Annotated in this window: 19 protein-coding genes; 5 read left to right on the top strand and 14 right to left on the bottom strand. The window is 75.2% G+C overall.

Annotated elements, in window-relative coordinates; translation table 11 throughout:
• Positions 1-30 precede the first annotated feature (30 nt).
• The 3 genes from eccE (at position 31) to OG715_RS28240 (ending at position 4,668) form a co-directional block, all read left to right on the top strand.
• Positions 31-1,428 carry a type VII secretion protein EccE gene (eccE, locus tag OG715_RS28250; protein ID WP_266274444.1) on the top strand — a complete coding sequence of 466 codons (1,398 nt, stop codon included), beginning with the start codon at positions 31-33 and terminating at the stop codon, positions 1,426-1,428.
• Positions 1,428-2,201, top strand: coding sequence for a hypothetical protein (locus tag OG715_RS28245; RefSeq protein ID WP_266274445.1), 774 nt, complete (start codon positions 1,428-1,430; stop codon positions 2,199-2,201). The genes eccE and OG715_RS28245 overlap by 1 nt, the downstream gene beginning before the upstream one ends.
• Before the next feature lie 151 nt (positions 2,202-2,352).
• Entirely contained in the window at positions 2,353-4,668 is a 2,316-nt protein-coding gene (locus OG715_RS28240; RefSeq protein WP_266274446.1) for a MinD/ParA family ATP-binding protein, read from the top strand.
• A gap of 86 nt (positions 4,669-4,754) precedes the next feature.
• On the opposite strand, the gene OG715_RS28235 is transcribed toward OG715_RS28240, so the two are convergent.
• The 10 genes from OG715_RS28235 to rimP form a co-directional block, all read right to left on the bottom strand.
• Positions 4,755-5,699, bottom strand: a complete 945-nt coding sequence (locus OG715_RS28235; protein WP_266274447.1) for a bifunctional riboflavin kinase/FAD synthetase — start codon at positions 5,697-5,699, stop codon at positions 4,755-4,757.
• A 65-nt stretch (positions 5,700-5,764) separates the two neighbouring features.
• Positions 5,765-9,643, bottom strand: a complete 3,879-nt coding sequence (locus tag OG715_RS28230; RefSeq protein WP_266274448.1) for a serine protease — start codon at positions 9,641-9,643, stop codon at positions 5,765-5,767.
• 267 nt (positions 9,644-9,910) lie between these two features.
• Positions 9,911-10,840, bottom strand: coding sequence for a tRNA pseudouridine(55) synthase TruB (truB, locus tag OG715_RS28225; RefSeq protein WP_266274449.1), 930 nt, complete (start codon positions 10,838-10,840; stop codon positions 9,911-9,913).
• Between the two features lie 128 nt (positions 10,841-10,968).
• Positions 10,969-12,081 carry a DHH family phosphoesterase gene (locus tag OG715_RS28220; protein WP_266274450.1) on the bottom strand — a complete coding sequence of 371 codons (1,113 nt, stop codon included), beginning with the start codon at positions 12,079-12,081 and terminating at the stop codon, positions 10,969-10,971.
• A 2-nt stretch (positions 12,082-12,083) separates the two neighbouring features.
• Entirely contained in the window at positions 12,084-12,527 is a 444-nt protein-coding gene (gene rbfA / locus OG715_RS28215) for a 30S ribosome-binding factor RbfA (RefSeq protein ID WP_266274451.1), read from the bottom strand.
• A 153-nt stretch (positions 12,528-12,680) separates the two neighbouring features.
• The gene (locus OG715_RS28210) at positions 12,681-12,977 is read right to left on the bottom strand and encodes a DUF503 domain-containing protein (RefSeq protein ID WP_266274452.1); all 297 of its coding nucleotides are present in this window, start codon (positions 12,975-12,977) and stop codon (positions 12,681-12,683) included.
• A 136-nt stretch (positions 12,978-13,113) separates the two neighbouring features.
• Positions 13,114-16,308 (bottom strand): translation initiation factor IF-2, encoded by a 3,195-nt coding sequence (gene infB, locus OG715_RS28205; RefSeq protein ID WP_266274453.1) that lies wholly within the window; start codon positions 16,306-16,308, stop codon positions 13,114-13,116.
• A gap of 212 nt (positions 16,309-16,520) precedes the next feature.
• Positions 16,521-16,766, bottom strand: coding sequence for a YlxR family protein (locus tag OG715_RS28200; RefSeq protein ID WP_043471274.1), 246 nt, complete (start codon positions 16,764-16,766; stop codon positions 16,521-16,523).
• 126 nt (positions 16,767-16,892) lie between these two features.
• A complete protein-coding gene (gene nusA, locus OG715_RS28195) occupies positions 16,893-17,894 on the bottom strand; it encodes a transcription termination factor NusA (RefSeq protein WP_266274454.1) in 1,002 nt (333 codons plus the stop codon).
• A 57-nt stretch (positions 17,895-17,951) separates the two neighbouring features.
• Complete coding sequence (rimP, locus tag OG715_RS28190; RefSeq protein WP_266274455.1) at positions 17,952-18,482, bottom strand: ribosome maturation factor RimP; 531 nt, start codon at positions 18,480-18,482, stop codon at positions 17,952-17,954.
• A gap of 297 nt (positions 18,483-18,779) precedes the next feature.
• Between rimP and OG715_RS28185 the strand changes: the two genes are divergently transcribed.
• Positions 18,780-19,835 carry a ferritin-like domain-containing protein gene (locus OG715_RS28185; RefSeq protein ID WP_323182243.1) on the top strand — a complete coding sequence of 352 codons (1,056 nt, stop codon included), beginning with the start codon at positions 18,780-18,782 and terminating at the stop codon, positions 19,833-19,835.
• Positions 19,836-19,933: 98 nt separating this feature from the next.
• Complete coding sequence (locus OG715_RS28180) at positions 19,934-20,851, top strand: aminoglycoside phosphotransferase family protein (protein WP_266274456.1); 918 nt, start codon at positions 19,934-19,936, stop codon at positions 20,849-20,851.
• Here OG715_RS28180 and OG715_RS28175 read toward each other — a convergent pair.
• From OG715_RS28175 to OG715_RS28160, 4 genes are all read right to left on the bottom strand, one after another.
• Complete coding sequence (locus OG715_RS28175) at positions 20,824-21,417, bottom strand: GNAT family N-acetyltransferase (protein WP_380387993.1); 594 nt, start codon at positions 21,415-21,417, stop codon at positions 20,824-20,826. The two genes, OG715_RS28180 and OG715_RS28175, sit on opposite strands and share 28 nt — an antisense overlap.
• Before the next feature lie 104 nt (positions 21,418-21,521).
• A complete protein-coding gene (locus OG715_RS28170; RefSeq protein WP_266274738.1) occupies positions 21,522-22,397 on the bottom strand; it encodes a GNAT family N-acetyltransferase in 876 nt (291 codons plus the stop codon).
• Positions 22,398-22,552: 155 nt separating this feature from the next.
• A complete protein-coding gene (gene ispG / locus OG715_RS28165) occupies positions 22,553-23,713 on the bottom strand; it encodes a flavodoxin-dependent (E)-4-hydroxy-3-methylbut-2-enyl-diphosphate synthase (RefSeq protein WP_030397739.1) in 1,161 nt (386 codons plus the stop codon).
• A 140-nt stretch (positions 23,714-23,853) separates the two neighbouring features.
• Positions 23,854-25,158 carry a M50 family metallopeptidase gene (locus OG715_RS28160; RefSeq protein WP_266274457.1) on the bottom strand — a complete coding sequence of 435 codons (1,305 nt, stop codon included), beginning with the start codon at positions 25,156-25,158 and terminating at the stop codon, positions 23,854-23,856.
• Positions 25,159-25,165: the final 7 nt, after the last annotated feature.

Genomic DNA, 25,165 nt, shown 5'->3' with positions numbered 1-25,165 from the left:
GACAACCGACCAGAGAGGGGCACTCGGGGGATGCCGAACCAGACCGTTCCGGGGCGCCGGAGCACGTCACGGCGCAGCGGTCCGCGCCGCTCCGCGCGGCGCGACGGGACCGACACCGCGGGCTCCCCCGCCCCGGGCCGCGCCGACGGACCCCAGGGGCCCGTCACGGTCCGCGTCCACCCCCGGCCCGGGCTGCTCGGCAGCCGGCTGAGGCTCCAGCAACTCGTGCTGGTCGAGGTCGCCGTGGCCCTGGTCGCGGTCGGCTGGACGATCAGCAGGCCGGTCGCCGCCGGCTTCGGCGCGGTCGCCCTCGCCCTGGTCGCACTGGCACTGGTGCCGCTGCGCGGCCGCACCCTCCCCGATGCGCTGCGGGTGCGCGCGGCGCTCAAGGCCCGGCGCAAGCGGGCCCGCACCCACCTCCCGCCGCCCGGCACCGACCCGGCGCTCGCGCCCGCCCTGGAACTCGAACCCGCGCTGCGCACCTGCACCCACGCGACCGAGGCCGACCTCGGTGGCCGCCCGGTGCGCCGGGAGACCGGCATGGTCGGCGACGGCACCTTCCTCAGCGCCGTCCTGCTCGTCCAGGCCAAGGACCTGCCGCTGCGTCCGGACCGCACCGCCCGGCCGCTGCCGCTGGACGTGGTCTGCTCGGCGCTGCGGGTCGACGACATCGTCCTGGAGTCGGTCCAGCTCGTCCAGCACACCCAGCCGGCGCCCGCGCCGCACCTGCCCGAGCAGTCGCTGGCCGCCCGCGCCTACCGGGAGCTCGCCGACGGCACCGCCACCCCCGCGCTGCGGCTCACCTGGGTCGCGCTCAAGCTCGACCCGGAGCGGGCCGCCACCGCGGTGCGCGCCCGCGGCGGCGGCGAGACGGGCGCCCGCAAGGCGCTCCAGCGGGTCACCGACCAACTGGCCGGGCGGCTGAACAGCGCCGGGTTCGACGTCACCGTGCTCGACGAGCGCGAGCTGATCGCCGCCCTCGCCATCTCCACCTGCGTCAACCCGCTGGCCACGACGGTCCGGCAGGGCACCGGCAGCGGCGGCGGCAGCGGACGGCGCACCCAGGAGAGCAACCGGTTCTGGCGGGTCGACGACCGCTGGCACAGCACCTACTGGATCTCCCGCTGGCCGCAGCTGGGCCGCCCCGGCGGCGCCCCCGGCCGGATCGCCGTCCCCGACCTGGTCAACCTGGTCACCGGCGCGCCCGCGCTGGCCAGCACCTTCAGCCTGACCGCCGGTCACGGCACCGGCGGCTCGGTCACCCTCAGCGGCCACGTCCGGGTCACCGAGCGCAGCGAGAGCGAGGCCGTCGAACTCGGCCGGCAGCTGGAGGCCCGGGCCCAGAGCGCCGGACTCGGCCTGGTCCGGCTCGACCTGGAGCAGGCGCCCGGCGTGCTCGCCACCCTGCCGCTGGGAGGTGCCTCCTGATGGCGCAGCAGTCCTATCCCGCCCCCGCCCCGCGTACCGGTACGGAGCCGCCGCCCCGGACCGGGCGCCGGCTGCTGCCCGGCTTCGGGCTGCGCGGCCCGCGCCGGGAGAAGCACGTGCTCACCCTCGCCGAGCTCGACGCGCTGTCCTTCCCGGTCGGCGACGACGGCGTGCTGATCGGCGAGGACGTGCACCGCGCCCGGCCCGCCGTGCTCGGCCTGTTCCGGCCCAGCTCCTACGACCTGGTGCTGGTCGGCGGCCTCTGGACGGCGCAGGTCATCGCGCTGCGGGCGGCCGCCACCGGCGCGCGGATCGCCGTCGAGACCGCCCGCGGCCACCTCTGGGGGCCGATGGCGCAGGCCGCGGGCGGCGGGCAGCCGTGCGTGACGGTCCACCAGCCCGGCCGGCTCGGCCCGCAGGGCGCCTCGGTCACCTCGCCGGTGCTCGTGGTGCGCGACCTCGGTGCCCGCCCGCCGCGCAGCCGGCTCTCCGCCACGCCCTGGCAGACGGTCCTGACGGTGGTGCCGCACCTGGGGCCGAACGCCTCCCGGGTGCTCAACGCGGCCGACCTGGTGGGGGTGCAGCGGGTGATGCCGGAGGAGGCCGAGCTGATCGGCCGGGTGCTCTCGCTCGGACCGGGCGAGACCGCCGCCCTGCCGTCGCTCCCGGACGACCTGACGCTGTGGACGACCCGGATGAGCCGTCAGTACGTCCGGATCGTCACCGGGCAGGCGGAACGCCAGGTCCTGGGCGGTCCGCGCCGCCTCGACTGACCCGCGGGGACCCGGTCGGGGCCTGTGTGCGGCCCGTGTGCGGCCCGGTCGGAGATGAGACACCGCCTTCAGCCGGGGGTGGCTCACGGCCTAGGCTGTGGAACGGCAACGGCACCGCGAACTTGCGGCGGCGAACACGAGGGAGCCCTAGGTGAGCAGCGATCGGGACGGCGTCTACGTCGGCGACAACGCGGCGGAGGACGACGACGACTGGTCCGACGCGCCCGATTACACTCCCCCGTCCTGGTACGTGCAGACGGACGCCGCGGGTGCTCCGGCGGCCGCGCCGGACGCCGGGGTGACGCCGGCTCCGGGCGGTGCGGCCGCGCCGGCGGCCGTGCCTGGCCCTGCGGCTGCGCCCGCACCTGCACCCGCTCCTGCGCCTGTCCCTGTCCCTGCGCCCGTCGTCGCGCCCGGTCCGGACGCGGTGGCGCCGCCGGTGGTGGCCCAGCCGCCCGCGCAGGCCGCGCAACCGCTCGCTCCGTCGCAGGCCCAGCCGTCGGTGCAGTCTCCGGCGCAGCCCCCGATGCAGTCCCCGATCTACCCGCAGCCGCACGCGCAGCCGCAGCCGCAGCCGCAGCCGGGCGAGGCTGCCGTCCCGGTGGCAGCTCCGGCACCGGCCCCCGCACCCGCCCCGGCCCCCGTGCCCGGCTGGCCGCCGGCCGACCCGTCCGCCGCCGCGCAGCCCGGCCCCGCCCAGCCGCCGGCCGCCGCCCCCGCTCCGCAGCCGTACCCGGCCGCGCCGCAGCAGCCCTTCGCCGCGGCGCCGGGCCAGCCCCAGCCGTTCGCCCAGGAGCCGCAGGCCTTCCCGCCGGGCCCCCAGCCCTTCGTGCAGGAACCCCAGCCGTTCGCGCAGGACCCGCAGCCGTACGTGCAGGACCCGCAGGCCGCAGCGTGGGCCGCCGCCCAGCAGGCCCAGGCCCAGCCCGGCCCCCCGCAGCAGGCCGCCGTTCCGCCGCAGGCCCAGCCCCAGCAGCCGCAGCCCGGACCGGCCGCGCCGCCCGCCGGAGCCGACCCGCGCGCCGGCGGCTGGCCGCAGCCCGCCGCCTACCAGCAGCCCGCGCAGCCCCAGCCGACCGCCCCGCAGTGGGGCCGGCCCCCGGCCGCGCCCGCCGCGTTCCAGCAGGCCGGTGCCCCGCAGCAGACCGCGCACGGCGCGCCGCTCGGCTACACCGCCGCCGTCGAGCTGTCCTCGGACCGGCTGCTGCGCAGCCAGCCGAAGCAGCAGCGGCAGCAGCCCCGGTTCCAGTTCGGCGGCAAGGCCGCGGCCGCCGAGAAGGCCCGCCGGCTGGAGATCATCCGCACGCCGGTGCTCAGCTGCTACCGGATCGCGGTGATCAGCCTCAAGGGCGGCGTCGGCAAGACCACGACCACCACCGCCCTGGGTGCCACCCTGGCCAGCGAGCGCCAGGACAAGGTGATCGCGATCGACGCCAACCCGGACGCCGGCACCCTCGGCCGCCGGGTCAAGCGGCAGACCGGCGCGACCATCCGCGACCTGGTGACGGCCATCCCGCACCTGCGCAGCTACATGGACATCCGTCAGTTCACCTCCCAGGACCTGCACTCCGGTCTGGAGATCCTGGCGAACGACGTCGACCCGGCCGTGTCGACCACCTTCAACGACTCGGACTACCGCCAGGTCATCGACGTGCTGGGCCGCCAGTACCCGATCATCCTGACCGACTCCGGGACCGGTCTGCTGTACAGCGCGATGCGCGGGGTGCTGGACCTCGCCGATCAGCTGATCATCGTCTCCACGCCCAGCGTGGACGGCGCCTCGTCCGCGTCCACCACCCTGGACTGGCTCTCCGCGCACGGTTACGCCGACCTGGTGCAGCGGTCGATCACGGTGGTCTCCGGGGTCCGCGAGACCGCGAAGATGATCAAGGTCGAGGACATCGTCGCGCACTTCCAGACCCGCTGCCGCGGCGTGGTCGTGGTGCCGTTCGACGAGAGCCTGGCGGCCGGCGCCGAGGTCAACCTCGACATGATGCGGCCCAAGGTCCGCGAGGCCTACTTCGAGCTGGCCACCCTGGTCGCCGAGGACATCGTCCGGGCCCAGCAGACCGCCCAGCAGAACGGCTGGCAGCAGCAGGTCCAGCCGCAGCCCGCCCCCCAGCCGCAGCCCCCGGCTCCGGGCTACCCGCAGCCCCAGCCCGGACCGCAGGGCCAGCCCCCGTACGGCCAGCCGTACCCGTACCCCCAGCCGCCGCAGCCCGGCCAGCACGCCCCGCAGCCCGGCACGCCGTGGGCACCGCAGCCCGGCCAGGCCCCGCCGCCCCCGCCCGGCTACGGCTACCCGCCGCAGCAGAGCGCCCCGCCGCAGCAGCCGGCGCCCGAGTGGCAGCAGCCGCCCGCCCCGCCGGCCGGTAACGCCTACGGCCACCCCGGGCCCGAGGAGGGCCACCAGCCGCCTCCGCCCCCCGGCTACGGCTACCCGCCGCCCGCGCCGCCGCAGCAGTAGCCAGCCGCAGCAGTGACGACGGACGCCGAGGGCCCGCCGACCTCCGTGGTCGGCGGGCCCTCGCGCGTGCTCCGGCACAGCGTCCGTCAGCCGGCCTCGGTCAGCTCCCGGGCCCGCTTCACGTCGTCGGCCATCCGGTCCAGCAGCGCCTCGATGGAGTCGAACTTCTCCATCCCGCGCAGGTACACCAGGAACTCCACCGCCACGTGCAGCCCGTACAGGTCAAGGCCGACCCGGTCGATGGCGTACGCCTCGACGGTGCGCGCGGTGTTGTCGAAGGTCGGGTTGGTGCCCACCGAGATCGCGGCCGGCATCCTCTCGCCGTCCGCCGTCAGCCAGCCCGCGTACACGCCGTCGGCCGGGACGGCGCTGTGCGGCACGGTGTCCACATTGGCGGTCGGGTAGCCCATCTCGCGGCCGCGCTGCGCGCCCCGCACCACCTCGCCCTCCACCCGGTGCGGGCGGCCCAGCACCTCCGCCGCCCCGGCCACGTCGCCGGACGCCACCAGCCGGCGGGTCAGGGTCGACGAGAACGGTTCGCCGTCCCCGACGGTGCCGCGCACCTGGAGGTCGACCACCTCGACGCCGCAGTCCGCCGCCCGGCCCAGCTCGGCCAGCAGCTCGACGTTCCCGGCCGCGCGGTGGCCGAAGCGGAAGTTCGGCCCCTCGACCACCAGGCAGGCGTGCAGGGCGTCCACCAGCACCTGCCGGAAGAACTCCTCCGGCGACTCCTTGGAGAACTCGGTGGTGAACGGCAGCACCAGCACGGCGTCGACGCCCAGTGCCTCGATCAGCTCCGCCCGGCGCGGCTGCGGGGCGAGCAGCGGCGGGTGGGTCCCGGGGCGGACCACCTCGCTGGGGTGCGGGTCGAAGGTGACCACCACCGAGCGCACCCCCCGCTCGCGGGCGCGCTCGACCACCCGGTTGATGATCAGCTGGTGTCCGCGGTGCACCCCGTCGAACGAGCCGATGGTGACGACGCTGCGTCCCCAGTCAGCGGGGATCTCCTCCAGGCCACGCCAGCGCTGCACCTGACCGCTCCTTGTTCCCTACGGCGCGTACCTTCTGTACGCTCAAACGCTCAAAACCCGAACCCCTATAGCGTGCCATGCGCCTGTCCGGAGTTCGGCACCGGAAGGCAGGTTGGCCGAACCGCCGGGTGCCGGACTCCCCCGCCCGGCGGCCGGGCGGCCCCGGCGGCACCGGCCCGCTCCGCCTCCGCCGCCGCGTACCGAGGGTCCCGACCGGCCGCGACCAGGGCGCGCAACCGGTCCAGCCGCGGCCCCACCGGACGGGCCGGCCGCTCGTCCTCCGGCCAGCGCGCCAGAAGCACGGCGAACGCCGCCGACCGGCCGGCGCAGCGCACCAGCAGCCCGTCCGCGCCCGGCAGCGCGGCCGCCACCCGGACCACCACCGCCCGGGCCCGGGCCGGCCGCTCCGCCGCACAGTGCTCGGCCAGCCCCGCGAGGGCGGCGGCCAGCACCTCCGGGTCCCCCTCGGTGGCCAGCAGGGTGTCCAGCAGCTCGCACCGCAGCGCGTCCGCCACCGGATCGGGCACCGGGCGGGACAGCACCTCGGCGAACGGCCTGCGGACCGCCGCCGCCCGGGCCGCCAGGGCCCCGCTCAGCAGCACCCGCAGCTCCAACCGGGCGACGGCGCCCTCGACCGCGCCGCGCGCCAGCCGGCGGCCCAGGTAGTCGACGGCGAGCGGCCCGGCCAGTTCCGGCCGTCCGCGCAGCAGCCGGGCGGCGAACTCGGCGCCCCGCCGGGCGGCCAGCGGCGCCCGGGCGTCCGCCAGCACCCGCAGCGTCCCGGCGACCGGCGCGTCCGGCCGCGCCGCCGCCCCGGGCCCGCCCAGGCGGTCGGCCAGCGCGGCCAGCACCGGCTCCGGGTCGCTCTCCAGCGCGGGGGCCAGCGCCCGCGCGGTCAGGAAGCGGTCCTCGCCGCCCCGGTACACGGCCAGCGCCGCCGGCAGATGGACGGCCCGGCTCCCCGGCTCCCGCAGCAGCAGGGCCAGCGCGGCGCCGTGCAGGGCCGGCTCGCCCTCCCTGGCCAGCAGGGCGAGCGCGGAGAACCGCAGCAGCTCCGGCCCGGCGCCGCGGGCGTACGGGGCGACGTGCAGCGCGTGCACCGCGGCGGCCACACGGCGTTCGGGCCGGGGGTCGTGGCTCCAGCGGTCGACCGCCCGGCAGAGCGCCGAGGGCTCCTCTGCGGCCAGGACGGCGAGCAGCGCGTCCGCCCTCGGGTGCGCGGCCCCGGCCAGTGCCTCGGTCAACTCGTCCAGGGCCAGGGACCGGTGGGCGAACAGCAGGTCGTGCGCGAGGTCGGCGACGGTGCTCCCGGGGCGGGTCGGCAGACCGCGCGAATCGTCGAACCACCCGCACAGCAGCGGCAGCACCCCCGGCGGATCGGCGCGCAGCCGGGCGGCCACCGCGGCGAGGAACGGCCGGTCCGGCCCGTCGGCGGCCACCAGCCGCCGGAGCAGGGCGAGTTCGGCCTCCCGAGGCAGTCCGAGACCGGCCCAGAAGGACGGTCCGAACCGGCCCAGGCCCTCCGCCGGAAGCCGCTCGAACCCGCCTGCGGCGGCGGACCGTTCGACGATCCGTTCGGCCAACTGCTCCAGCAGCGGCCGGTGTTCGGCGAGGTCCGGGCCGGCGGCCAGTCCGGCGACCAGCAACCGCCCGGCCCACCAGCCGGGTTCGCTGCCCGCCGGGCGCAGATCCACGGCCCGCCAGATCCGGTGCAGCCAGGGATCCAGCGCCGGGGCGCCCCAGGTGGCGCCGACCCGCCGCAGCGCCGCGACCACCGGGCCGATCCGGTGCCGCGGCACGGTCCGGATCCCCGCGGGCGGGCCGCCACCGGGCCCGGGGGGAGTGTCCTCGGCCTCGCCGAGCAGCAGCCGCAGTGCCGCGTCCAGATCCAGGTGCAGTCCCTGCAGCCAGTCGGCGAACTCCCCGTGCGCGAAGCGGTAGCCGGGCCCGGCCGGTACGAACAGCCCCTCCGCCAGCACCGCCGTCGCCCAGCCGCCCGCCACCGGGAACAGCTCCTCGAACACCGCCCGCGGCAGACCGCCCTGCTCGGCGCCCAGCATCCGCCGCGCCGCCTCGTGCACCCGGCCCGCCACCGCCGCCGCCGTCCGGCGCACCCGCCCGGCGGACACCCGGGCGGGCCGGGCGGCGCCCCGGCGGTGGGCGCCCGGCCGTCGGGGGCGGCCGTCCTCGGCGAGCCGCTGGGCCACCCGCAGGCAGCACAGGTCGAGGTGGGCGGCGAACAGCCCGGTGCGGCCCACCGGCTCCCCGCGCAGCCCCTCCGCCCACAGCTGCCCGGCCAGCCGGACCGCCAGCGGGTGCCGGGCGTCCTCCGCCGCCGGCCAGCCGGGCGGCACCCCGTACCGCCGCCGCACCCGCTCCGCCGCCTCGGCGGGCAGCGGCCCCAGGCGCCGCACCACCACCCGGACGGCACCCGCGCCGCGCCCCGGCCCGCCGACCGGCGCTCCGCCCCCTGCTCCGACCGCTGCCCCGACCTCTGCTCCGACCTCTGCTCCGAACGACGGGCCGAGCGGCGCTCCGACCGGCACCAGGAACTCGCCCTCGGCCCCGCCCGGCGCCAGCCGCTCCCAGGCCTCCTCCCCGCAGACGGTCAGCAGCCGCGCCCCGCCCGCCGCCAGCCAGTGCGCCGAGGCCCGCAACCAGTCGGCGTCCAGCGGTACCGGCGACTCCTCCGGGCCGTCCAGCACCACCAGCAGCGGCCGCCCGGCCGCCGCGCAGAGCGCGGCCACCGCCCCGGGGCCGGCCGGCGCCGGCACCCCCAGCTCCGCCGAGGCCGCCCCCAGCGCCCGCTCCACCGCGTCGGCGAGCGAGGCGTCCCCCGGCCCGAGGTCGGCGCCGCGCAGCCACACCGTGGGCCGGGGGCTCTCGCCGTCCCCGCGCCGTACGGCGACGGCCGCCGCCTCGGTGCTGCGGCCCGTACCGGGCGCGCCCACCAGCGCCACCACCCCGGCCTCCGGCGCTCCGCCGTGCTCGGAACGACCGTCACCGGCCCAGCCGCTGCCTGACCAACCACTGCCGGACCAGCCGCTGCCGGAAGAACCGTCGCCGGAGGGACCGCTGCCGGAGGAACAGCCGCCGACCAGCAGGTCGGCCCACTCCGCGAGCCCGTCCGGCCGGTCCACCCGGTCGGCCGCCAGCGCGGCCACCCGGTCCGGCCCGGCCCCCGCCGAGGCCAGCTGGGCGGCGGCCAGCCGCAGCACCCCGGCCGGATTGAGCGCGCTCCCGTAGGCGGGCACCCCGGCCGCGTTGCGCGCCAGCGCCTCGGCGAGTTCCGGCACGTCCACTCCGACGGCCGTCACCGGAACGGCGGTGGGCGGCCCGGGCCGTCCCGGGGTCCGCAGGCCGGGCGCGACCACGGCCACCACCGTGCCGCTGGCGGCGTCCAGTACCGGCGCCCCGGCCGGGACGAGCGCCGCGTCGGCCGCCGAGGGCACGTCGAGCAGCAGCACCCCGTCGATCAGGTGGAAGCGGTCGGCCTGCGGGTACACCGCCCCGGTGGTCGCCGCGAGGCCGCAGCGCAGCAGTACCGTCCGCCCGTCCGCACGCCCCTCGCCCCGGACCGGGACGGGCACCAGCAGCACAGCGCCGTCCCCGGGCTCCGGCGGCGGGGCGACGGGCAGCGGCGGCACCGGCAGTCCGCCGACGGTGTCGGTGCGCAGCAGGGCCAGCCCGTGCCCGGGCAGCGGCCGGACGTGGTCCGGGCCCAGGACCCTGGTCTGGCCGCCGAGGAGGTGGAGAACGATCCCGTCGAGTCCGGCGACCGTCTCGTGCGCGGTGAGGACGGTCCCCAGCGGGTCGAGCACGAAGCCCAGGCCCCGCGGCCGGCCGTCCCGGTCGTGGATCCGCAGCAGCCGACGGCCGGGGTCGCCCGCCGCCGTGCCGTCGTCCTCCCCCGGCAAGCCCCTGAAGCCCAGCAGTCCCGGCATGCCCGCAGCCCTCCCCGCAGGACCGGCCGGCCCTGGAGTGGACGCGTCGCGGCGACCTGCGCGCTGCGGGGGAGCCTGCCCGGCGCGGTCGCGGGCCGACCGCGCCCACGCCGTTCACGACCTCGGTTCACCCCGTGCGCTCCCCCGCGCGGGTGAACTTCCCCCGACGACGCCCCGGTGCTGCCCGGGTACTGCCCCGCCACAGCGCCGCCCCGGCCGCGGTCCAACCCCGGGCCGGCCGTGGTCCAGCCGCGGACCGCCCCCGGTTCAGCCGACGAAGACGGCGACCGGCCGGGCCTGGCCGGCCTGCTCCTCCACCAGCGCCAGGAAGGTGCCGTCGGGGCCGAACACCGCGATCGGCCCGTCCACGCCCATGCCCGGAGCCTTCAGCCGGGCACCGTGGGACAGCTGCTTCGCCTGGTCGGCGTCGAGGTCCCAGCGCGGGAAGGCGGCCGCCGCCGCGGCGGCGATCGGCAGCACCTCCAGCCCGGTGGCCCCGTCGCCGGTCACCGAGGCCTCCAGCTGCTCCAGGGTGTACGCCGACTCCACCCCGTACGGCCCGACCCGGGTGCGCCGCAGCGCGGTGAGGTGCCCGCCGACGCCGAGCCCGGCGCCGAGGTCCCGGGCCAGCGCCCGGATGTAGGTGCCGGAGGAGCACTCCACGGTGACGTCCAGGTCGACGACCGGCGTGCCGTCCTCCGCGACCGCGGCCCGGCGCTCGTGCACGGTGAAGGAGTGCACGGTGGTCGGCCGGGCGGCCAGCTCGAAGTCCTCGCCCTCGCGCACCCGGGCGTAGGAGCGCTTGCCGTCGATCTTGATCGCGCTGACCTTGGACGGCACCTGCATGATCTCGCCGGTGAGCGCCGCGACGCCGGCGTCGATGGCCTCCCCGGTCACCCCGTCGGCCGGGACCGAGGCGGTGACCTCGCCCTCCCGGTCGTCGGTGACGGTGGTCTGGCCGAGCCGGACGGTCGCCTCGTAGGTCTTGGCGGTGAGCATCAGATGGCCGAGCAGCCGGGTGGCCCGCTCGACCCCGATCACCAGTACGCCGGTGGCCATCGGGTCGAGGGTGCCGGCATGGCCGACCTTCCGCGTCCCGGCCAGCCACCGGAGCTTCGCGACCACCCCGTGCGAGGTGATGCCCTCCGGCTTGTCGACGATGACCAGGCCGTCCGGACCGGTGCCTTTGCGCTTCATCAAGTTCTCTCTGTCAAAGCCCTGTACAAAACGATCAACCACAGGCTGCCAACCTACCGACCGCACGGCCCCGTCGACCACGCCGCACGGCCGGCAGCCGGCGGCGGTCGGCGGGGCGGGCGGGCGGATCAGTCCCGGCGGGCCCGCAGCGCGGCGCGGAACCGCCGCACCACCACGTCCACGTCCTCCCGGGCGGAGAACCCGGCCGCGTAGACGTGGCCGCCGCCGCCCAGCTCCGCGCAGGCGGCCGCGACGTCCACCGCGCCCTTGGAACGGGAGGAGCCGCGCAGGGTGCCGTCCGGGTCCTGCTTGAGCACCAACGCCACCTCGGCCTCGGCCGGGCGGCGCAGGATGTCGATCAGGCCCTCGATCTCCTCGACGGTCACGCTGAACAGCACCAGCTCCTGGTACGGCACCCAGGTCCACACCAGACCGAGGCCCTCCGCCGCCTCCGGCTCGTAGACGGCCCGGTCGAGCGCGCCGGCCAGCACCTTGAGGTAGCCGAAGGAGGAGGTGTCCCACAGCTGCCGCGAGATGAGGTCGTGCCGGATTCCGGTGGCCAGCAGCCGCCCGGCCAGCTCGTGGGTCGCGGGCGTGGTCGCCCGGTACCGGAACGAACCGGTGTCGGTCGCGACACCGGTGTACAGGCAGGTGGCCAGGTCCTGGTCCAGTTCGACGCCCAGCCGGCGCAGCAGCTCGTCCACCAGCACGGCGGTCGCCGGGGCGTCCGGATCGATCAGCTGGTGGGTGCCGAAGCCGGGGTTGGAGGCGTGGTGGTCGAGCACGACCAGCACCGGGGCCGCGAAGGCCTTGTCGTGCAGGAGGCCCAGCCGGCTCTCCGCGGCGACGTCGAAGCAGAGCACCAGCTCGGGGGTGTCGGGCACCGCCGAGGCCGGCACGATCAGCTCCTGGCCGGGCAGGAAGGCCAGCGACTCGGGGACGATCTGCGGATCGTCGCCGAACGAGACCCGGACCTCCTTGCCGAGGCCCTTCAGCGCCAGTCCGGCCGCCAGCGCGGAGCCGAGCGCGTCGCCGTCCGGGCAGATGTGGCAGATCAGGTCGATCGAGCGGGCCCGGCCGATCTCGGCCACCACCTGCTGCCACAGCAGCTCGAATCCGCTCTCCTCGGCGCGCGGCCCCGGAAGCACCGCGAGGGCACCCTCCACCGTGTCGGTGGAGGATGCCCCCGTGGTCGAACCGGTACCGGCCGCCGAACCGGCAGCCGCCGGCTCACCCGCCATGACTACTCGTCCTCGTCGTCACGCTCGGACGCCGGAACCTTGTACGGGTCCGCGTCGCCGGCGAAGACCGCGCCCGCGGCGCTGGTGCGCACCGCGGCGTCGATGGCCCTGGCCCGGTCGAGCAGGTCGTCGATGTTCCTGGCGTTCTCCGGCAGCGCGTCCGCGACGAAGGTCAGCGTCGGGGTGAAGCGCACCCCGGTCTGCTTGCCGACCTCGGAGCGGAGCACGCCCTTGGCACTCTCCAGCGCGGCGGCCGTGGCCTCACGCTCGGTGTCGTCGCCGTAGACCGTGTAGAAGACGGTGGCCTCGCGCAGGTCCCCGGTCACCCGGGCGTCGGTGATGGTCACGAACCCGAGTCGCGGGTCCTTGATCCGGCGCTCCAGGGTCTGGGCGACGACCACCTGGATACGGTCGGCGAGCTTGCGCGCCCTTGCGGTGTCGGTCACGTTGCCTCCTCGTGCAGTGGGCCGAGTACTCGGGCGTGCTGCGCACCCATCGGGGCCCATGCCCCAAAGTACCGGCCCGCGCCCAGCCTTGTGGGCGCTCTCGGTCCTGATCTGTGTGAGAACGGCGACTCGCGCCGTCCGCGTCCACAGTTCTCATTCGTCGTCGTCGTTGTGGTAGCGCCTCCTGGCGGAGAGCAGCTGAACCTCGGGGCGGCCGGCGACCAACCGCTCACAGCTGTCCAGGATCTCGGTGATGTACCCGGCTTCGCCGGACACCACCGCGAGGCCGATCTCGGCCCGGCGGTGCAGATCCTGGTTCCCGGTCTCGGCAGCGCACACGCTGTACTTGCGCTGCAGTTCGGCCACGATGGGCCGCACGATCGACCGCTTCTCCTTGAGCGAGTGGACGTCGCCCAGCAGCAGGTCGAAGGTGAGTGTTCCCACGAACATGTGTGACAGGTCAGAGCCGACCTGGAAGGCCTCGGGGAGCGGTTCCCGAACGGGACCGCTCCCCGGACCCTACACAGCAGGACCGGGGCCGGTCGACGGAAATACCACCCGTCGACCGGCCCCGGCAGCCACTCGCTTACGCGCGCGGCTTCTCGCGCATCTCGTAGGTCTCGATGATGTCGTCGACCTTGATGTCGTTGAACGAACCCAGGGTCACACCGGCCTCGAAGCCCTCGCGGACCTCGGTCGCGTCGTCCTTGAAGCGACGCAGACCCTCGATGGTGAGGCTCTCCGCCACGACCTTGCCGTCGCGCAGCAGGCGGGCCTTGGTGTTGCGGCGGATGATTCCGTCGCGGACCAGGACACCGGCGATGTTGCCGAACTTGGAGGAGCGGAAGACCTCGCGGATCTCCGCGGCGCCGAGGCGCACCTCCTCGTACTCCGGCTTGAGCTTGCCCTTGAGGGCGTTCTCGATCTCCTCGATCGCCTGGTAGATGACCGAGTAGTACCGGACGTCCACGCCTTCCTTGTCGGCCGCGGTGCGCGCACGGCCTTCGGCGCGCACGTTGAAGCCGATGATGATGGCGTCCGAGCCCATCGCCAGGTCCACGTCGGACTCGGTGATGGCACCCACACCGCGGTGCAGGACCCGGAGCTCGACCTCCTCGCCCACGTCCAGCTTGACGAGGGCGTCCTCGAGGGCTTCCACCGAACCGGAGACGTCACCCTTGATGATGAGGTTGAGCTGCTCGATGGAGCCGGCGGCGATGGCCTTGTCCAGGTCCTCCAGGGACACCCGGACCCGACGCTGCGCGAAGGCGGCGTTGCGGTCGCGGGCCGAGCGCTTCTCGGCGATCTGGCGGGCGGTGCGGTCCTCGTCGACGACGATGAAGCTGTCGCCGGCGCGGGGCACCGAGGTCAGACCGAGCAGCAGCACCGGACGGGACGGGCCCGCCTCGGCGAGGTTGTTGCCGTTCTCGTCCAGCATCGCGCGGACGCGGCCGTAGGCGTCGCCGACCACGATCGAGTCGCCGACGCGGAGGGTACCGCGCTGCACGAGGACGGTCGCCATGGCACCGCGGCCCTTGTCGAGGTGGGCCTCGATGGCGATACCCTGCGCGTCCTGCTCGGGGTTGGCCCGCAGGTCGAGCGAGGCGTCCGCGGTCAGGACCACGGCCTCCAGCAGCTGCTCGATGTTGAGGCCCTGGCGCGCGGAGATGTCGACGAACATGGTGTCGCCGCCGTACTCCTCGGCCACCAGACCGAACTCGGTCAGCTGACCGCGGACCTTGGTCGGGTCGGCGCCCTCGACGTCGATCTTGTTGACGGCGACCACGATCGGCACACCCGCGGCCTTGGCGTGGTTGAGCGCCTCGACCGTCTGCGGCATGACACCGTCGTTGGCCGCGACCACCAGGATCGCGATGTCGGTGGACTTGGCACCACGGGCACGCATGGCGGAGAACGCCTCGTGACCCGGGGTGTCGAGGAAGGTGATCGGGCGGGACTCGCCGTTCACCTCGGTGACCACCTGGTACGCACCGATGTGCTGGGTGATGCCACCGGCCTCGCCGGCCACCACGTTGGACTTGCGGATGGCGTCCAGCAGGCGGGTCTTACCGTGGTCGACGTGACCCATGACGGTGACGACCGGCGGACGCGGGGCCAGCTGCTCCTCGTCGCCCTCGTTGGCACCGAAGTCGATGTCGAACGACTCCAGCAGCTCGCGGTCCTCGTCGTCCCGGCTGACGATCTCGAGCTGGAAGCCCATCTCGTCGGCCAGCAGCTGCAGCGTCGCGTCGGAGACCGACTGCGTCGCGGTGACCATCTCACCGAGGTTGAACATGACGGAGACGAGCGCGGCCGGGTTGGCGTTGATCTTCTCCGCGAAGTCCATCAGCGAGGCGCCGCTCGACAGGCGAACGGTCTGGCCGTTGCCGCGAGGCAGCATCACACCGCCGACGGACGGGGCCTGCATGGCCTCGTACTCCTGGCGCTTCGCCCGCTTCGACTTGCGACCACGGGCCGGACGGCCACCGGGGCCACGGCCGAAGGCACCCTGCGTGCCACCACGGGCACCCGGGCCACCGGGACGGCCGCCGAAGCCACCCGGACGCGGACCGAAGCCACCGCCGCCACCCGGGGCACCGCCACCGGGACGGGGGCCGCCGAAGCCGCCACCGGCCGGACGCGAGCCCGGACCGGCCGGACGGCCCTGGAAGCCCGGACGGGCGCCACCGGCACCCGGACCACCCGGACGGCCACCGGGGCCACCCGGACCGCGACCGCCACCGGGGCCGGGACGCGGGCCCGGACCGGCCGGACGCTGCGGCATCATGCCCGGGTTCGGACGCGGCATGCCCGACGGGCTCGGACGCGGGCCGGCCGGACGGGGCATGCCGTCGGGACGCGGAGCGCCGGGACCACCGGCACCCGGGGCACCCTGGCCACCCGGACGCGGGGGACGGTCGCCACCCGGACGGGGAGCACCGGCACCCGGAGCACCCTGACCACCCGGACGCGGGGGACGGTCGCCACCGGGACGGGGACGGTCGCCACCCGGACGGGGAGCACCGGCACCCGGAGCACCCTGACCACCCGGACGCGGACGGTCGCCGCCCGGACGGGGACGGTCGCCACCCTGGCCGGCCGGAGCACCCGGACGCGCACCCGGCGCGCCGGGACGGCGGTCGCCGGGGCGGGCCATACCGGTGGCGCTGCCCGAGGTGAACGGGTTGTTGCCCGGACGCGGGCCGGCCGGGCGCGGGCCCGGACGGGCGCCGCTGCCGGCGGCGGGGCCACCGGCGGCGGGGCCACCGGTCGAGCGCGGGGCCTGGGCGGCCGGGCGCGGAGCCTCGGTCTCACCGGACACGGGGGCCGGCGAGGAGAACTCGGCCGCCGGAGCGGCCGGGGCCGCAGCCGCGGGACGCGGCGCCGGACGCGGACCCGGTGCCGGAGCACCGGCCGGCCGGGACGCGGGGGCGGCGGCGGGCGCGGCCGGAGCCGCGGGGGCGGCGGCCGCAGGGGTCGGACGGGGACCGGGGGTCGCGCTGGGGCGCGGACCCGGGGTCGGTGCACCCGGCTTGGGTGCGCCCGCGGCCGAACCGGCCGAGGGCTGGGGCGCCGCGGGCTTCCGCGGGCCCGGCTTGGCAGCAGAGCCACCACCGGTGGGGGCAACGCCAAGCGCGTCAGTCAACTTGCGCACGACCGGCGCCTCGATCGTCGAGGACGCCGAACGGACGAACTCGCCCAGCTCGGTGAGCTTGGCCATCACGGCCTTGCTCTCCAAACCAAGCTCCTTGGCGAGCTCGTAAACCCGGACCTTAGCCACTTCACTCCTGTCTATGAGTCCGGGGGTCTCGTCCGCCGGACTGTCGCTACTTCATGGGCGTACCCATCGCGTACTCATCGCGTACTCATCGAGTGCTCATCGCAATCTCGACCTACTTCCACATCGCGAGGTACCTGACTGGTGGCACGACGTACGGCTGCCCGTGCGCCGTGCTTGTTGCGGTGGTTCTCCGCCGCGTGAGCGGCGCGCTGTCACGGGGAGCTGTCGCTCACCCGCTCCTCGATGAACCCGCGGAGCCGCTCGGTGTCGAGCGCGCCCTGGAGCCGGAAGGCCCGGGGGAACGCCCGTCGGCGGACCGCGAGGTCGAGACAGGCCGGTTCGGGGTGCAGATGCGCTCCCCGGCCCGGCAGTGCGCCACGTGGATCAGGGACGCAGACGCCCTCGACCGCCGTGACACGCAACAGCTGGTGCTTGGCCGCGCGCTTGCGGCAGCCCACGCAGGTGCGTTCCGGGCGTGCTCGGACGTGCGTCCGGCCAGACGAAGGCAAGTCTACCCCTCCGGAGGGACATGGCGCCGCCCCGCCGATTCCGGGGGGAACGGCGGGGGGCTCCGACAGCAACGACTACTCGGCCGGGGACTCCGGCTCGACGCCCTCGGTGTCCGGTCGGATGTCGATCCGCCAGCCGGTCAGACGGGCGGCCAGACGGGCGTTCTGCCCCTCCTTGCCGATCGCCAGCGACAGCTGGTAGTCCGGCACGATCACCCGTGCGGAGCGCTGCGCCAGGTCCACGATCTCCACACTCGTCACCCGGGCGGGGGACAGTGCCGAGGCGACCATCTCGCGCGGGTCCTCCGACCAGTCGACGATGTCGATCTTCTCGCCGTGCAGCTCGCCCATCACCGCGCGCACCCGGGCACCCATCGGGCCGATGCAGGCGCCCTTGGCGTTCAGCCCCTGGCGGCGCGACCAGACCGCGATCTTCGTCCGGTGGCCGGCCTCACGGGCGATCGCGGCGATCTCGACGCTGCCGTCCGCGATCTCCGGGACCTCCAGCGCGAACAGCTTGCGAACCAGGTTGGGGTGGGTGCGCGACAGCGTCACCGACGCCCCGCGGACACCCCGGCGCACGGCCACCACGTAGCACTTCAGCCGGGTGCCGTGCCGGTAGTCCTCGCCCGGGACCTGCTCCTGGGGCGGCAGGATGGCCTCCAGCTTGCCGATGTCGACCAGCACGTTCTTCGGGTCGTTGCCCTGCTGGACGACACCGGTGACGATGTCGCCCTCCTTGCCCGCGTACTCGCCGAAGGTCTGGTCGTCGGCGGCGTCGCGCAGCCGCTGCATCATGACCTGCATGCCGATGCTGGAGGCGATCCGGCCGAAGCCGCTCGGGGTGTCGTCGAACTCCTTCGGCTCGACGCCCTCGTCCAGCTCCGACGCGTCCTCGGTGGCCCAGACCGTCACATGGCCGGTCTGGCGGTCCAGCGCGACCCGGGCGCGGCGGCGCGAGCCCTCGGTGCGGTGGTACGCGGTGAGGAGGGCCGACTCGATCGACTCGACCACGAGGCCGAAGGGGATGTTCTTCTCGCTGACCAGCGTGCGCAGGGCACTCATGTCGATGTCCACGGCTACGCCTCCTCGTCTTTCGTCACGTTCTTCATGGTGCGGTCGGTGCGCAGGTCGTCACTCCGCACCGTCGTCCCCCTCTTCGAGCAGCTCGTCGAGCTCCTCGTCGTCCTTGCGGTTGAACTCCACCTGGACACGAGCACGGTCGACCTCGGCGTACTCCAGTCGGCGCTCCTTGGCCCGGCCGCGGCCCTTGACCGGCTGCACCTCGACCAGCGCGCCGTCCTCGTCCGCCGCCAGCACCCGGGCGACGATCTCCCCGCCGTCGACCAGGTGGATCTTCGCCAGCCGGCCCTCGGCCCGGATCCAGTGCCGGGGCAGGTCCAGCGGACGCTCCGCACCCGGCGAACCGACCTCCAGCACGTACGCGCCGGAACCCATCACGTCCGACCCGTCCAGGGCCTCGCCGACCACCCGGCTGAACTCGGCGACGGTGTCCAGGTCCACGCCGTCCTCGGCGTCCACGTCGATCTGCACCTGGCGGCGGCTGCCCGCCTGGGTGACCTTGACGTCCTCCAGGTCCAGGCCCGACTGCGCGGCCAGCGGCTCCAGCAACGCACGCAGCCGGTCGATGTGGGTGGTGCTCATCCGGGTGGACTCCTCGGCCGCGTCTGCTGTTGTCGGAAGGTCGCACCGCGCCCACCGGCGCCGTTCCGGCGCGCGGCCGGGTCGCGGCAGCTCGGCCCAAAGCCTAGCCGGTGAACCGCCCAACCACCGATTCCGCCCCTGCCGCCGCCACCCCCTCCCGGCCCGGTGCGAGCAAGCTCACACGGGTCGCCCGCACCGGCCGCGAGGGCAATCCACGCCCACACAGGTGAGGATTCTGTAATCATTCACGCCAGCGAGGGCAGGCCGTCCTCCCGTACCCGCCCCGGAGTGACACCCATGCAGCCGCCCAGCCGACGGACCTTCCTGGCCCTCGGGCTGCTCCTCACCGGCGGAGCGCTGACCGCCTGCACCGACTCGCCCCACCGGGACCCGGGCAGCCCGGCCGGCGACCACAACCGGCCCGACCCGGACGAGCCGGTCCGCCGACGCGCCCTCGACGCCACCGACGCCCTGCTGGCCGCCTACGACGCCCTGCTCCCGCAGGCACCCCAGCTCCAGCCGCTGCGCGAGGACGTCGCCCGCCACCGCGCGGCCCTGGACACCGCCACCCCCGCGCCGACCCCCTCCCCCGGCACCGGCACTTCCGGCACCGGCACCGGCACCGGTACCCCCGGTGCTTCCGGTACCCCCGGCGCCTCCGCGTCCACCACCGCCCCCGCCGTACCGACCACCGCCGCGCTGGCCTCCCTCGAACGCCAGACCGCCCAGGCCCGACTGGCCGACCTGGGTGCCGCCTCGCCGCCGCTGGCCCGCCTGCTGGCCTCGGTCTCCGCGGCCGGCGTCCTGCACGCCGTGGCCCTCGGCGACGCCGCCCCGGCCGCTGCCGCCGCCCCGGCGCCTTCCGCCTCCGCGTCCACCAGCGCGTCCACCGGCGCGTCCGCGTCCGCCGCCGGCACGACCGCCCCCTTCCAGGACGCCCTCGGCGCGGAGCACGCCACCGTCTACGGCTACGGGGTGGTCGGTGCCCGCGTCACCGACGACGGGCAGCGCACCGCGGCCCGTACCTCGCTCGCCGCCCACCAGGCCCGCCGCGACGCCTGGCAGCGCCTCCTGGCCGGCGCCGGCGCCACCCCCGGCCCGGCGGCCGCCGGCTACCAGCTGCCCTTCCCGGTCACCGACGCGGCCTCCGCCGGCCGCCTCGCCGCCCACCTGGAAACCCGCCTGGCCACCGTCTACGCCGACCTGGTCGCCGCCGTCCCCACCCCCCAGCGGCCACTGGCCGCCGACGCCCTGCGCGAGTCCGCCCTCCGCGCCCGCCAGTGGGGCGCCGCCCCCACCGCCTTCCCCGGCCTCGCCGACACCCCCGCCGGGACGAGTACCCCCACCCCGTAGCCGGAGCCCGGCCCCTGCTCCGTCCCAGCGCCCCCGGCCCTCCCATCACCGACAATGGAGCCGTACCACCACGGGGGAACCGCTACCGAAAGGCCGGCATGTCGGCAGCAGCACCAGGGCAGATCACCGTCCCCGACCGGCTCGCGCGGAACGTCACCGCCGTCCGCCCCGAGGAGGCGGACCGCTGGCTGGCCGCCCTCCCCGCCCTCGTCACCGCCGAGCTCGCCCGGCTGCACCTCACCCTGGACCGCGTCCTGGACCCCGGCGGCTCGCTCGCCCTGGTCGCCTACGTCCACCGCGACGACGACCTCGCTCCGGCCGTGCTCAAGGTCTCCCTCCGCACCCCCGGCACCGCCCACGAGGCCGAGGCACTCACCGCCTGGGCCGGCCGCGGCGCCGTCCTGCTGCTCGGCACCGCCGCTCCCGACCCCGGCACGACCGTCCTCCTCCTGGAGCGACTGCACGGCGGGATCCCGCTGCGCTCCCTCGCCGAACCCAAGGCCATGCTGGAGGCCACCAGCCTGCTGCACCGGCTCTGGACCCCGGTCCCCCCGGGGCACGACCTCCCCGGCCTGCCCGCCCCGTCGCCCGCCGCCACCGCCGCGGACCTCCCGGCCGAGGCCGGTCCCCTCCTCACCGAGGCCGAAGAGACAGCCGCCGCCCTCGCCGCCTCCGCCGCCGAGGAGTTCCTGCTGCACGGCGACTTCCACCACGGCAATGTGCTCGCCGCCGACCGCGCGCCCTGGCTCGCGATCGACCCCCGGCCGCTGGTCGGCGAACGCGCCTACGACCTGGCCCGCCTCACCCTGGACCGCGCCGACACCCTCGTCGGCTCCCCCGGCCTCCCGGCCGCCGTCCGCCGCCGGCTGCACCAGCTCGCCGAAGCCCTGGAGGTGGACCGGGACCGGCTCCGCGGCTGGACCCTGGTCCGCGCCGTCGACCTGGCCGGCGCCGCCCTCGCCGAGGGCCGCCGCCCGGACGCCGAGCTCTACCTGGAGTTCGCCGGCGCGCTCTGAACCACGTCCGCGCCGCCCGCCCCGCGCAACGGCAGCGGAGCCCCCATCACCGCGTAGCGCCGCTCGGTGTTCGGGAAGTGCACGGCCCGCGCGAGGTCCCGGTAGCCCAGCGCCCGGTAGAGCCGCCGGGCCGGCGTCTCCGCGTCGATCGCGGAGAGGATGCTGCGGTCCGCCCCCGACCGCGCGGTCAGCGTCCGGATCAGCGCCGAGCCGACGCCCCGCCCCTGGAACTCCGGCAGCACGTGCAGTTCGGTGACGGCGAAGACGCCGTCCAGCCAGGCCCCGTGCCCCCGGGCGACCAGATAGGGCTCGATCACCGTGCTCCACCAGTGGTCGCGCCGGTTCGGCATCCCGTACCCGAACCCGACCAGCCGGCCGCCGCTGACCGCCCCGAGCGCGATCACCCCGGGCTGCTGGGCGTGCCGTCCGACGATGTGGAGCCGGACCATGACCTCCTCGGGCGTGAGCCCGAACGCCACCGCCTGGACGTCGAGTGCCTGCGGAGCCCATGCCGCGAGGTCGATGGCCTCGATCCGCACCCCGGCCGGCCCAGTCACCCCGGTCACCCCGCCATCACCCCAGTCACCCGTTCCATGCCCCGGACGTTACCCCCCGCCCACCCGCCACGCGGCCCGCACCGGCAACCCGGCGACCGGCGGCCGGTCGGCCGTCAGAACAGCACGCTCATGAACGCCCCGACCTCCCGGAACCCCACCCGCCGGTAGGAGGCCCGCGCCCGCAGGTTGTAGTCGTTGACGTACAGCGACACCACCGGCGCGACCTCGCGCAGCGCGACCTCCAGCACCGCGGCCATCCCGGTCTCGGACAGCCCCTGCCCCCGGTGCTCGGGCGCGACCCAGACCCCCTGGATCTGGCAGGCGCCCTCGGTGACCGCCCCGATCTCGGCCTTGAACACGACCTCGCCGTCCTCGCCGAAGCGGGCGAACGAGCGTCCGGTGGTGACGAGTTCGGCGACCCGGGCCTGGTACAGCAGCCCGCCGTCACCGGCCAGCGGCGAGACGCCGACCTCCTCGGTGAACATGGCCACGCAGGCCGGCATCAGGATGTCCACCTCGTCCTGCCGCACCCGCCGCACCAGCGGGTCCGGGGCGATCTCGGCGGACGGCACCGCGGTGGCGAGCAGCGGCTGGTGCGCCCTGACCTCACGGGCGGGCCCCCAGCTGCGCTCCAGCAGCGCCCACAGGGCCGAGGTGGGCCCGGCCGGACCGACGATGGAGGAGCAGCGGCGCCCCTGTCTGCGGGCGCGTTCGGCGAAGGCCTGGACGGCCTGCGGGCCGGCGTCCACCAGGACGAGGTTGGCCCCGGCGTAGCAGAGCGCGTCGAGTTCGCCGTGCTCGTCGTACCAGCCCCACATCTCGCCGCCGAGCCGCCAGGGGTCGAGGCCGACGGCCTCCACCCGGGTGGCCACGAAGGCGTTGGCGACCGGGTCGCGGTGGAGGACGGCGAGGGCGTCGGCGAGGTCCGGCGGTTCCAGCACGCGGGTGGTCGCCAGGGCACGGGCGGCCTGGAACGAGCTGGGGAGCATCACACCTCGATCGAGCATCGAGACAGCACCTTACTGAGACGACGGTGGCCGCACCCTACTCCCTGCCCCCACCCGGGCACGGCCGCGGGGCCGTCCGCGCACGGACGGCCCCGCTTCCGGAAGAACAGCTCGGACCTACCCGGCACCGGGGTGGGTCACTCGCCGGCGGTGACGGTCGGCGCGCCGGACTCGACGCCCTCCGACTCCATCTGCTCGGCGATCTTGAACGCCTCCTCGATCAGGGTCTCCACGATCTTGGACTCTGGGACGGTCTTGATGACCTCGCCCTTGACGAAGATCTGGCCCTTGCCGTTGCCGGAGGCGACCCCGAGGTCGGCCTCGCGGGCCTCGCCCGGGCCGTTGACGACGCAGCCCATGACCGCGACGCGCAGCGGCACGTTCATGCCCTCCAGGCCGGCCGTGACCTCCTCGGCGAGCTTGTAGACGTCCACCTGGGCGCGGCCGCAGGACGGGCAGGAGACGATCTCCAGACCGCGCTGGCGCAGGCCGAGCGACTCCAGGATCTGGTTGCCGACCTTGATCTCCTCGGCCGGCGGGGCGCTCAGCGAGACCCGGATGGTGTCGCCGATGCCCTCGGCCAGCAGCGCGCCGAAGGCGACCGCGGACTTGATGGTGCCCTGGAACGCGGGGCCGGCCTCGGTGACGCCGAGGTGCAGCGGGTAGTCGCAGGCGGCGGCGAGCTGGCGGTAGGCGTTGATCATCACGACCGGGTCGTTGTGCTTGACCGAGATCTTGATGTCGCGGAAGTCGTGCTCCTCGAACAGCGAGCACTCCCAGAGCGCGGACTCGACCAGCGCCTCGGGGGTAGCCCGGCCGTACTTCTCCAGCAGGCGCTTGTCGAGCGAACCGGCGTTGACGCCGATCCGGATCGGCACCCCGGCGCCCTTGGCGGCCTTGGCGATCTCGCCGACCTTGTCGTCGAAGGCCTTGATGTTGCCCGGGTTGACCCGGACCGCGGCGCAGCCGGCGTCGATCGCGGCGAAGACGTACTTCGGCTGGAAGTGGATGTCGGCGATCACCGGGATCTGCGACTTCTTCGCGATGATCGGCAGCGCGTCCGCGTCGTCCTGGGACGGGACGGCGACCCGCACGATCTGGCAGCCGGAAGCGGTGAGCTCCGCGATCTGCTGCAGGGTGGCGTTGATGTCCGAGGTCAGCGTGGTGGTCATGGACTGCACCGAGACGGGGGCGTCGCCGCCGACCGGCACGTTGCCGACCATGATCTGACGGGAGACCCGGCGCTTGGCGAGCGGCTTGAGCGGCAGAGACGGAATACCGAGCGAGATCGCGGTCATGTGCGCAGGGTTCCCCGGGGTCGATGTGTGGTCGGCCCGGCCGCTGGGACGGCCGAACCCGGGCGCGCCGACGTTCGCGCGCCCGGGCTCCAACGGTACGGCACGGGAACGGGCGTCCGCGCACCCACCGGCCGACCGCTCTAACTGATCTTGACCGGGTTCACCAGGTCGGCGACCAGCACCAGCAGGGTGAAGCCGATGAACACGCTGGCCACCACGTACGCGAGCGGCATCAGCCGGGCCACGTCGAACGGACCGGGGTCGGGACGGCGGAACAGCCGTGCGAACCGGCGGCGGACCGACTCCCAGACCGCGCCCGCGATGTGGCCGCCGTCCAGCGGCAGCAGCGGCAGCATGTTGAAGAGGAACAGCGAGAGGTTGATGCCGGCGAGCAGGTTGACGAAGTAGGCGACCCGCTGGCTGCCCGGGATGTCCAGCGAGAACACCTCGCCGCTCACCCGCGCCGCGCCGACCATGCCGATCGGGGAGTCCGTCTCGCGCGGGGCGCCGTCGACCACCGAGTGCCACAGTCCGGGGATCTTGCCCGGCAGCGCGACCAGCGACTCCACGCCGTTCTCCGCCATGTCGTACATCCGGTCGACGGACTGCCCGAGGCCGAGCTGGACCACGCCCGTGGTCGGGGTGAAGCCGAGGAAGCCGGCCCGCACCGTCTCGCCCTTGACCGGCAGGCCCTGGTCGTCGTACTTCTGCACGTCGTTGACGGCGATGGTCGGTCCGAGGGTCACCCGCTGACCGTCGCGCTCGACCACCAGCTCGACCTGCTTGCCGGCCGACTTCCGGATGTCGGCCTGGAGCTGCTCGTAGCTGCCGATCCGGTCGCCGTCGAAGGACACCACCCGGTCGCCCGGCCGCAGCCCGGCCTGGAAGGCGGGCGCCGCCGGGGCGTCCGCCGGGCAGGTGTCGGTCGCCTGGCCCGCCTTGACCACGCACTCCGAGACGGTGCCGATGGTCGGCACCGCCATCGAGACGCCGAAGCCCATCATCACGGTCAGGAAGAGCCCGAACGAGAGCAGCAGGTTCATGAACGGCCCGGCGAACATGACGATCACGCGCTTCCACGGCTTGCGCGTGTAGAACAGCCGGGACTCGTCGCCCTCCTTCACCTCCTCGTAGGAGGCTTCCCGGGCGTCCTCGATCATGGACCGCCAGGGCGAGGTCGAGCGCTGGGTGATCCGCCCGTCCGCACCCGGCGGGAACATCCCGATCATCCGGATGTACCCGCCCAGCGGCACGGCCTTGAGGCCGTACTCGGTGTCGCCCTTCTTCCGCGACCAGATCGTCGGCCCGAAGCCGACCATGTACTGCGGCACCCGAATGCCGAACAGCTTGGCCGTGGAGAGGTGGCCGAGCTCGTGCCAGGCGATCGAGAAGAGCAGTCCCAGTACGAAGACCAGGATGCCGACCACCGTCATCACCGTTGCCACCGCTGCG

It is taken from the genome of Kitasatospora purpeofusca, assembly GCF_036010405.1.
In the GTDB taxonomy this organism is placed as follows: Bacteria; Actinomycetota; Actinomycetes; order Streptomycetales; family Streptomycetaceae; genus Kitasatospora; species Kitasatospora purpeofusca.
The sequence above is the reverse complement of the archived record's forward strand: the minus strand, read 5'-3'. Positions and strand labels throughout refer to the sequence as shown.

What these genes read in the sequence shown, in the direction of transcription:
- eccE (WP_266274444.1), top strand. Translation starts at nt 31, where the DNA reads ATGCCGAACCAGACCGTTCCGGGGCGCCGGAGCACGTCACGGCGCAGC.
- OG715_RS28245 (WP_266274445.1), top strand. Translation starts at nt 1,428, where the DNA reads ATGGCGCAGCAGTCCTATCCCGCCCCCGCCCCGCGTACCGGTACGGAG.
- OG715_RS28230 (WP_266274448.1), bottom strand. Translation starts at nt 9,643, where the DNA reads ATGCCGGGACTGCTGGGCTTCAGGGGCTTGCCGGGGGAGGACGACGGC.
- truB (WP_266274449.1), bottom strand. Translation starts at nt 10,840, where the DNA reads ATGAAGCGCAAAGGCACCGGTCCGGACGGCCTGGTCATCGTCGACAAG.
- OG715_RS28220 (WP_266274450.1), bottom strand. Translation starts at nt 12,081, where the DNA reads ATGGCGGGTGAGCCGGCGGCTGCCGGTTCGGCGGCCGGTACCGGTTCG.
- OG715_RS28210 (WP_266274452.1), bottom strand. Translation starts at nt 12,977, where the DNA reads ATGTTCGTGGGAACACTCACCTTCGACCTGCTGCTGGGCGACGTCCAC.
- rimP (WP_266274455.1), bottom strand. Translation starts at nt 18,482, where the DNA reads ATGAGCACCACCCACATCGACCGGCTGCGTGCGTTGCTGGAGCCGCTG.
- OG715_RS28185 (WP_323182243.1), top strand. Translation starts at nt 18,780, where the DNA reads ATGCAGCCGCCCAGCCGACGGACCTTCCTGGCCCTCGGGCTGCTCCTC.
- OG715_RS28180 (WP_266274456.1), top strand. Translation starts at nt 19,934, where the DNA reads ATGTCGGCAGCAGCACCAGGGCAGATCACCGTCCCCGACCGGCTCGCG.
- OG715_RS28170 (WP_266274738.1), bottom strand. Translation starts at nt 22,397, where the DNA reads ATGCTCCCCAGCTCGTTCCAGGCCGCCCGTGCCCTGGCGACCACCCGC.
- ispG (WP_030397739.1), bottom strand. Translation starts at nt 23,713, where the DNA reads ATGACCGCGATCTCGCTCGGTATTCCGTCTCTGCCGCTCAAGCCGCTC.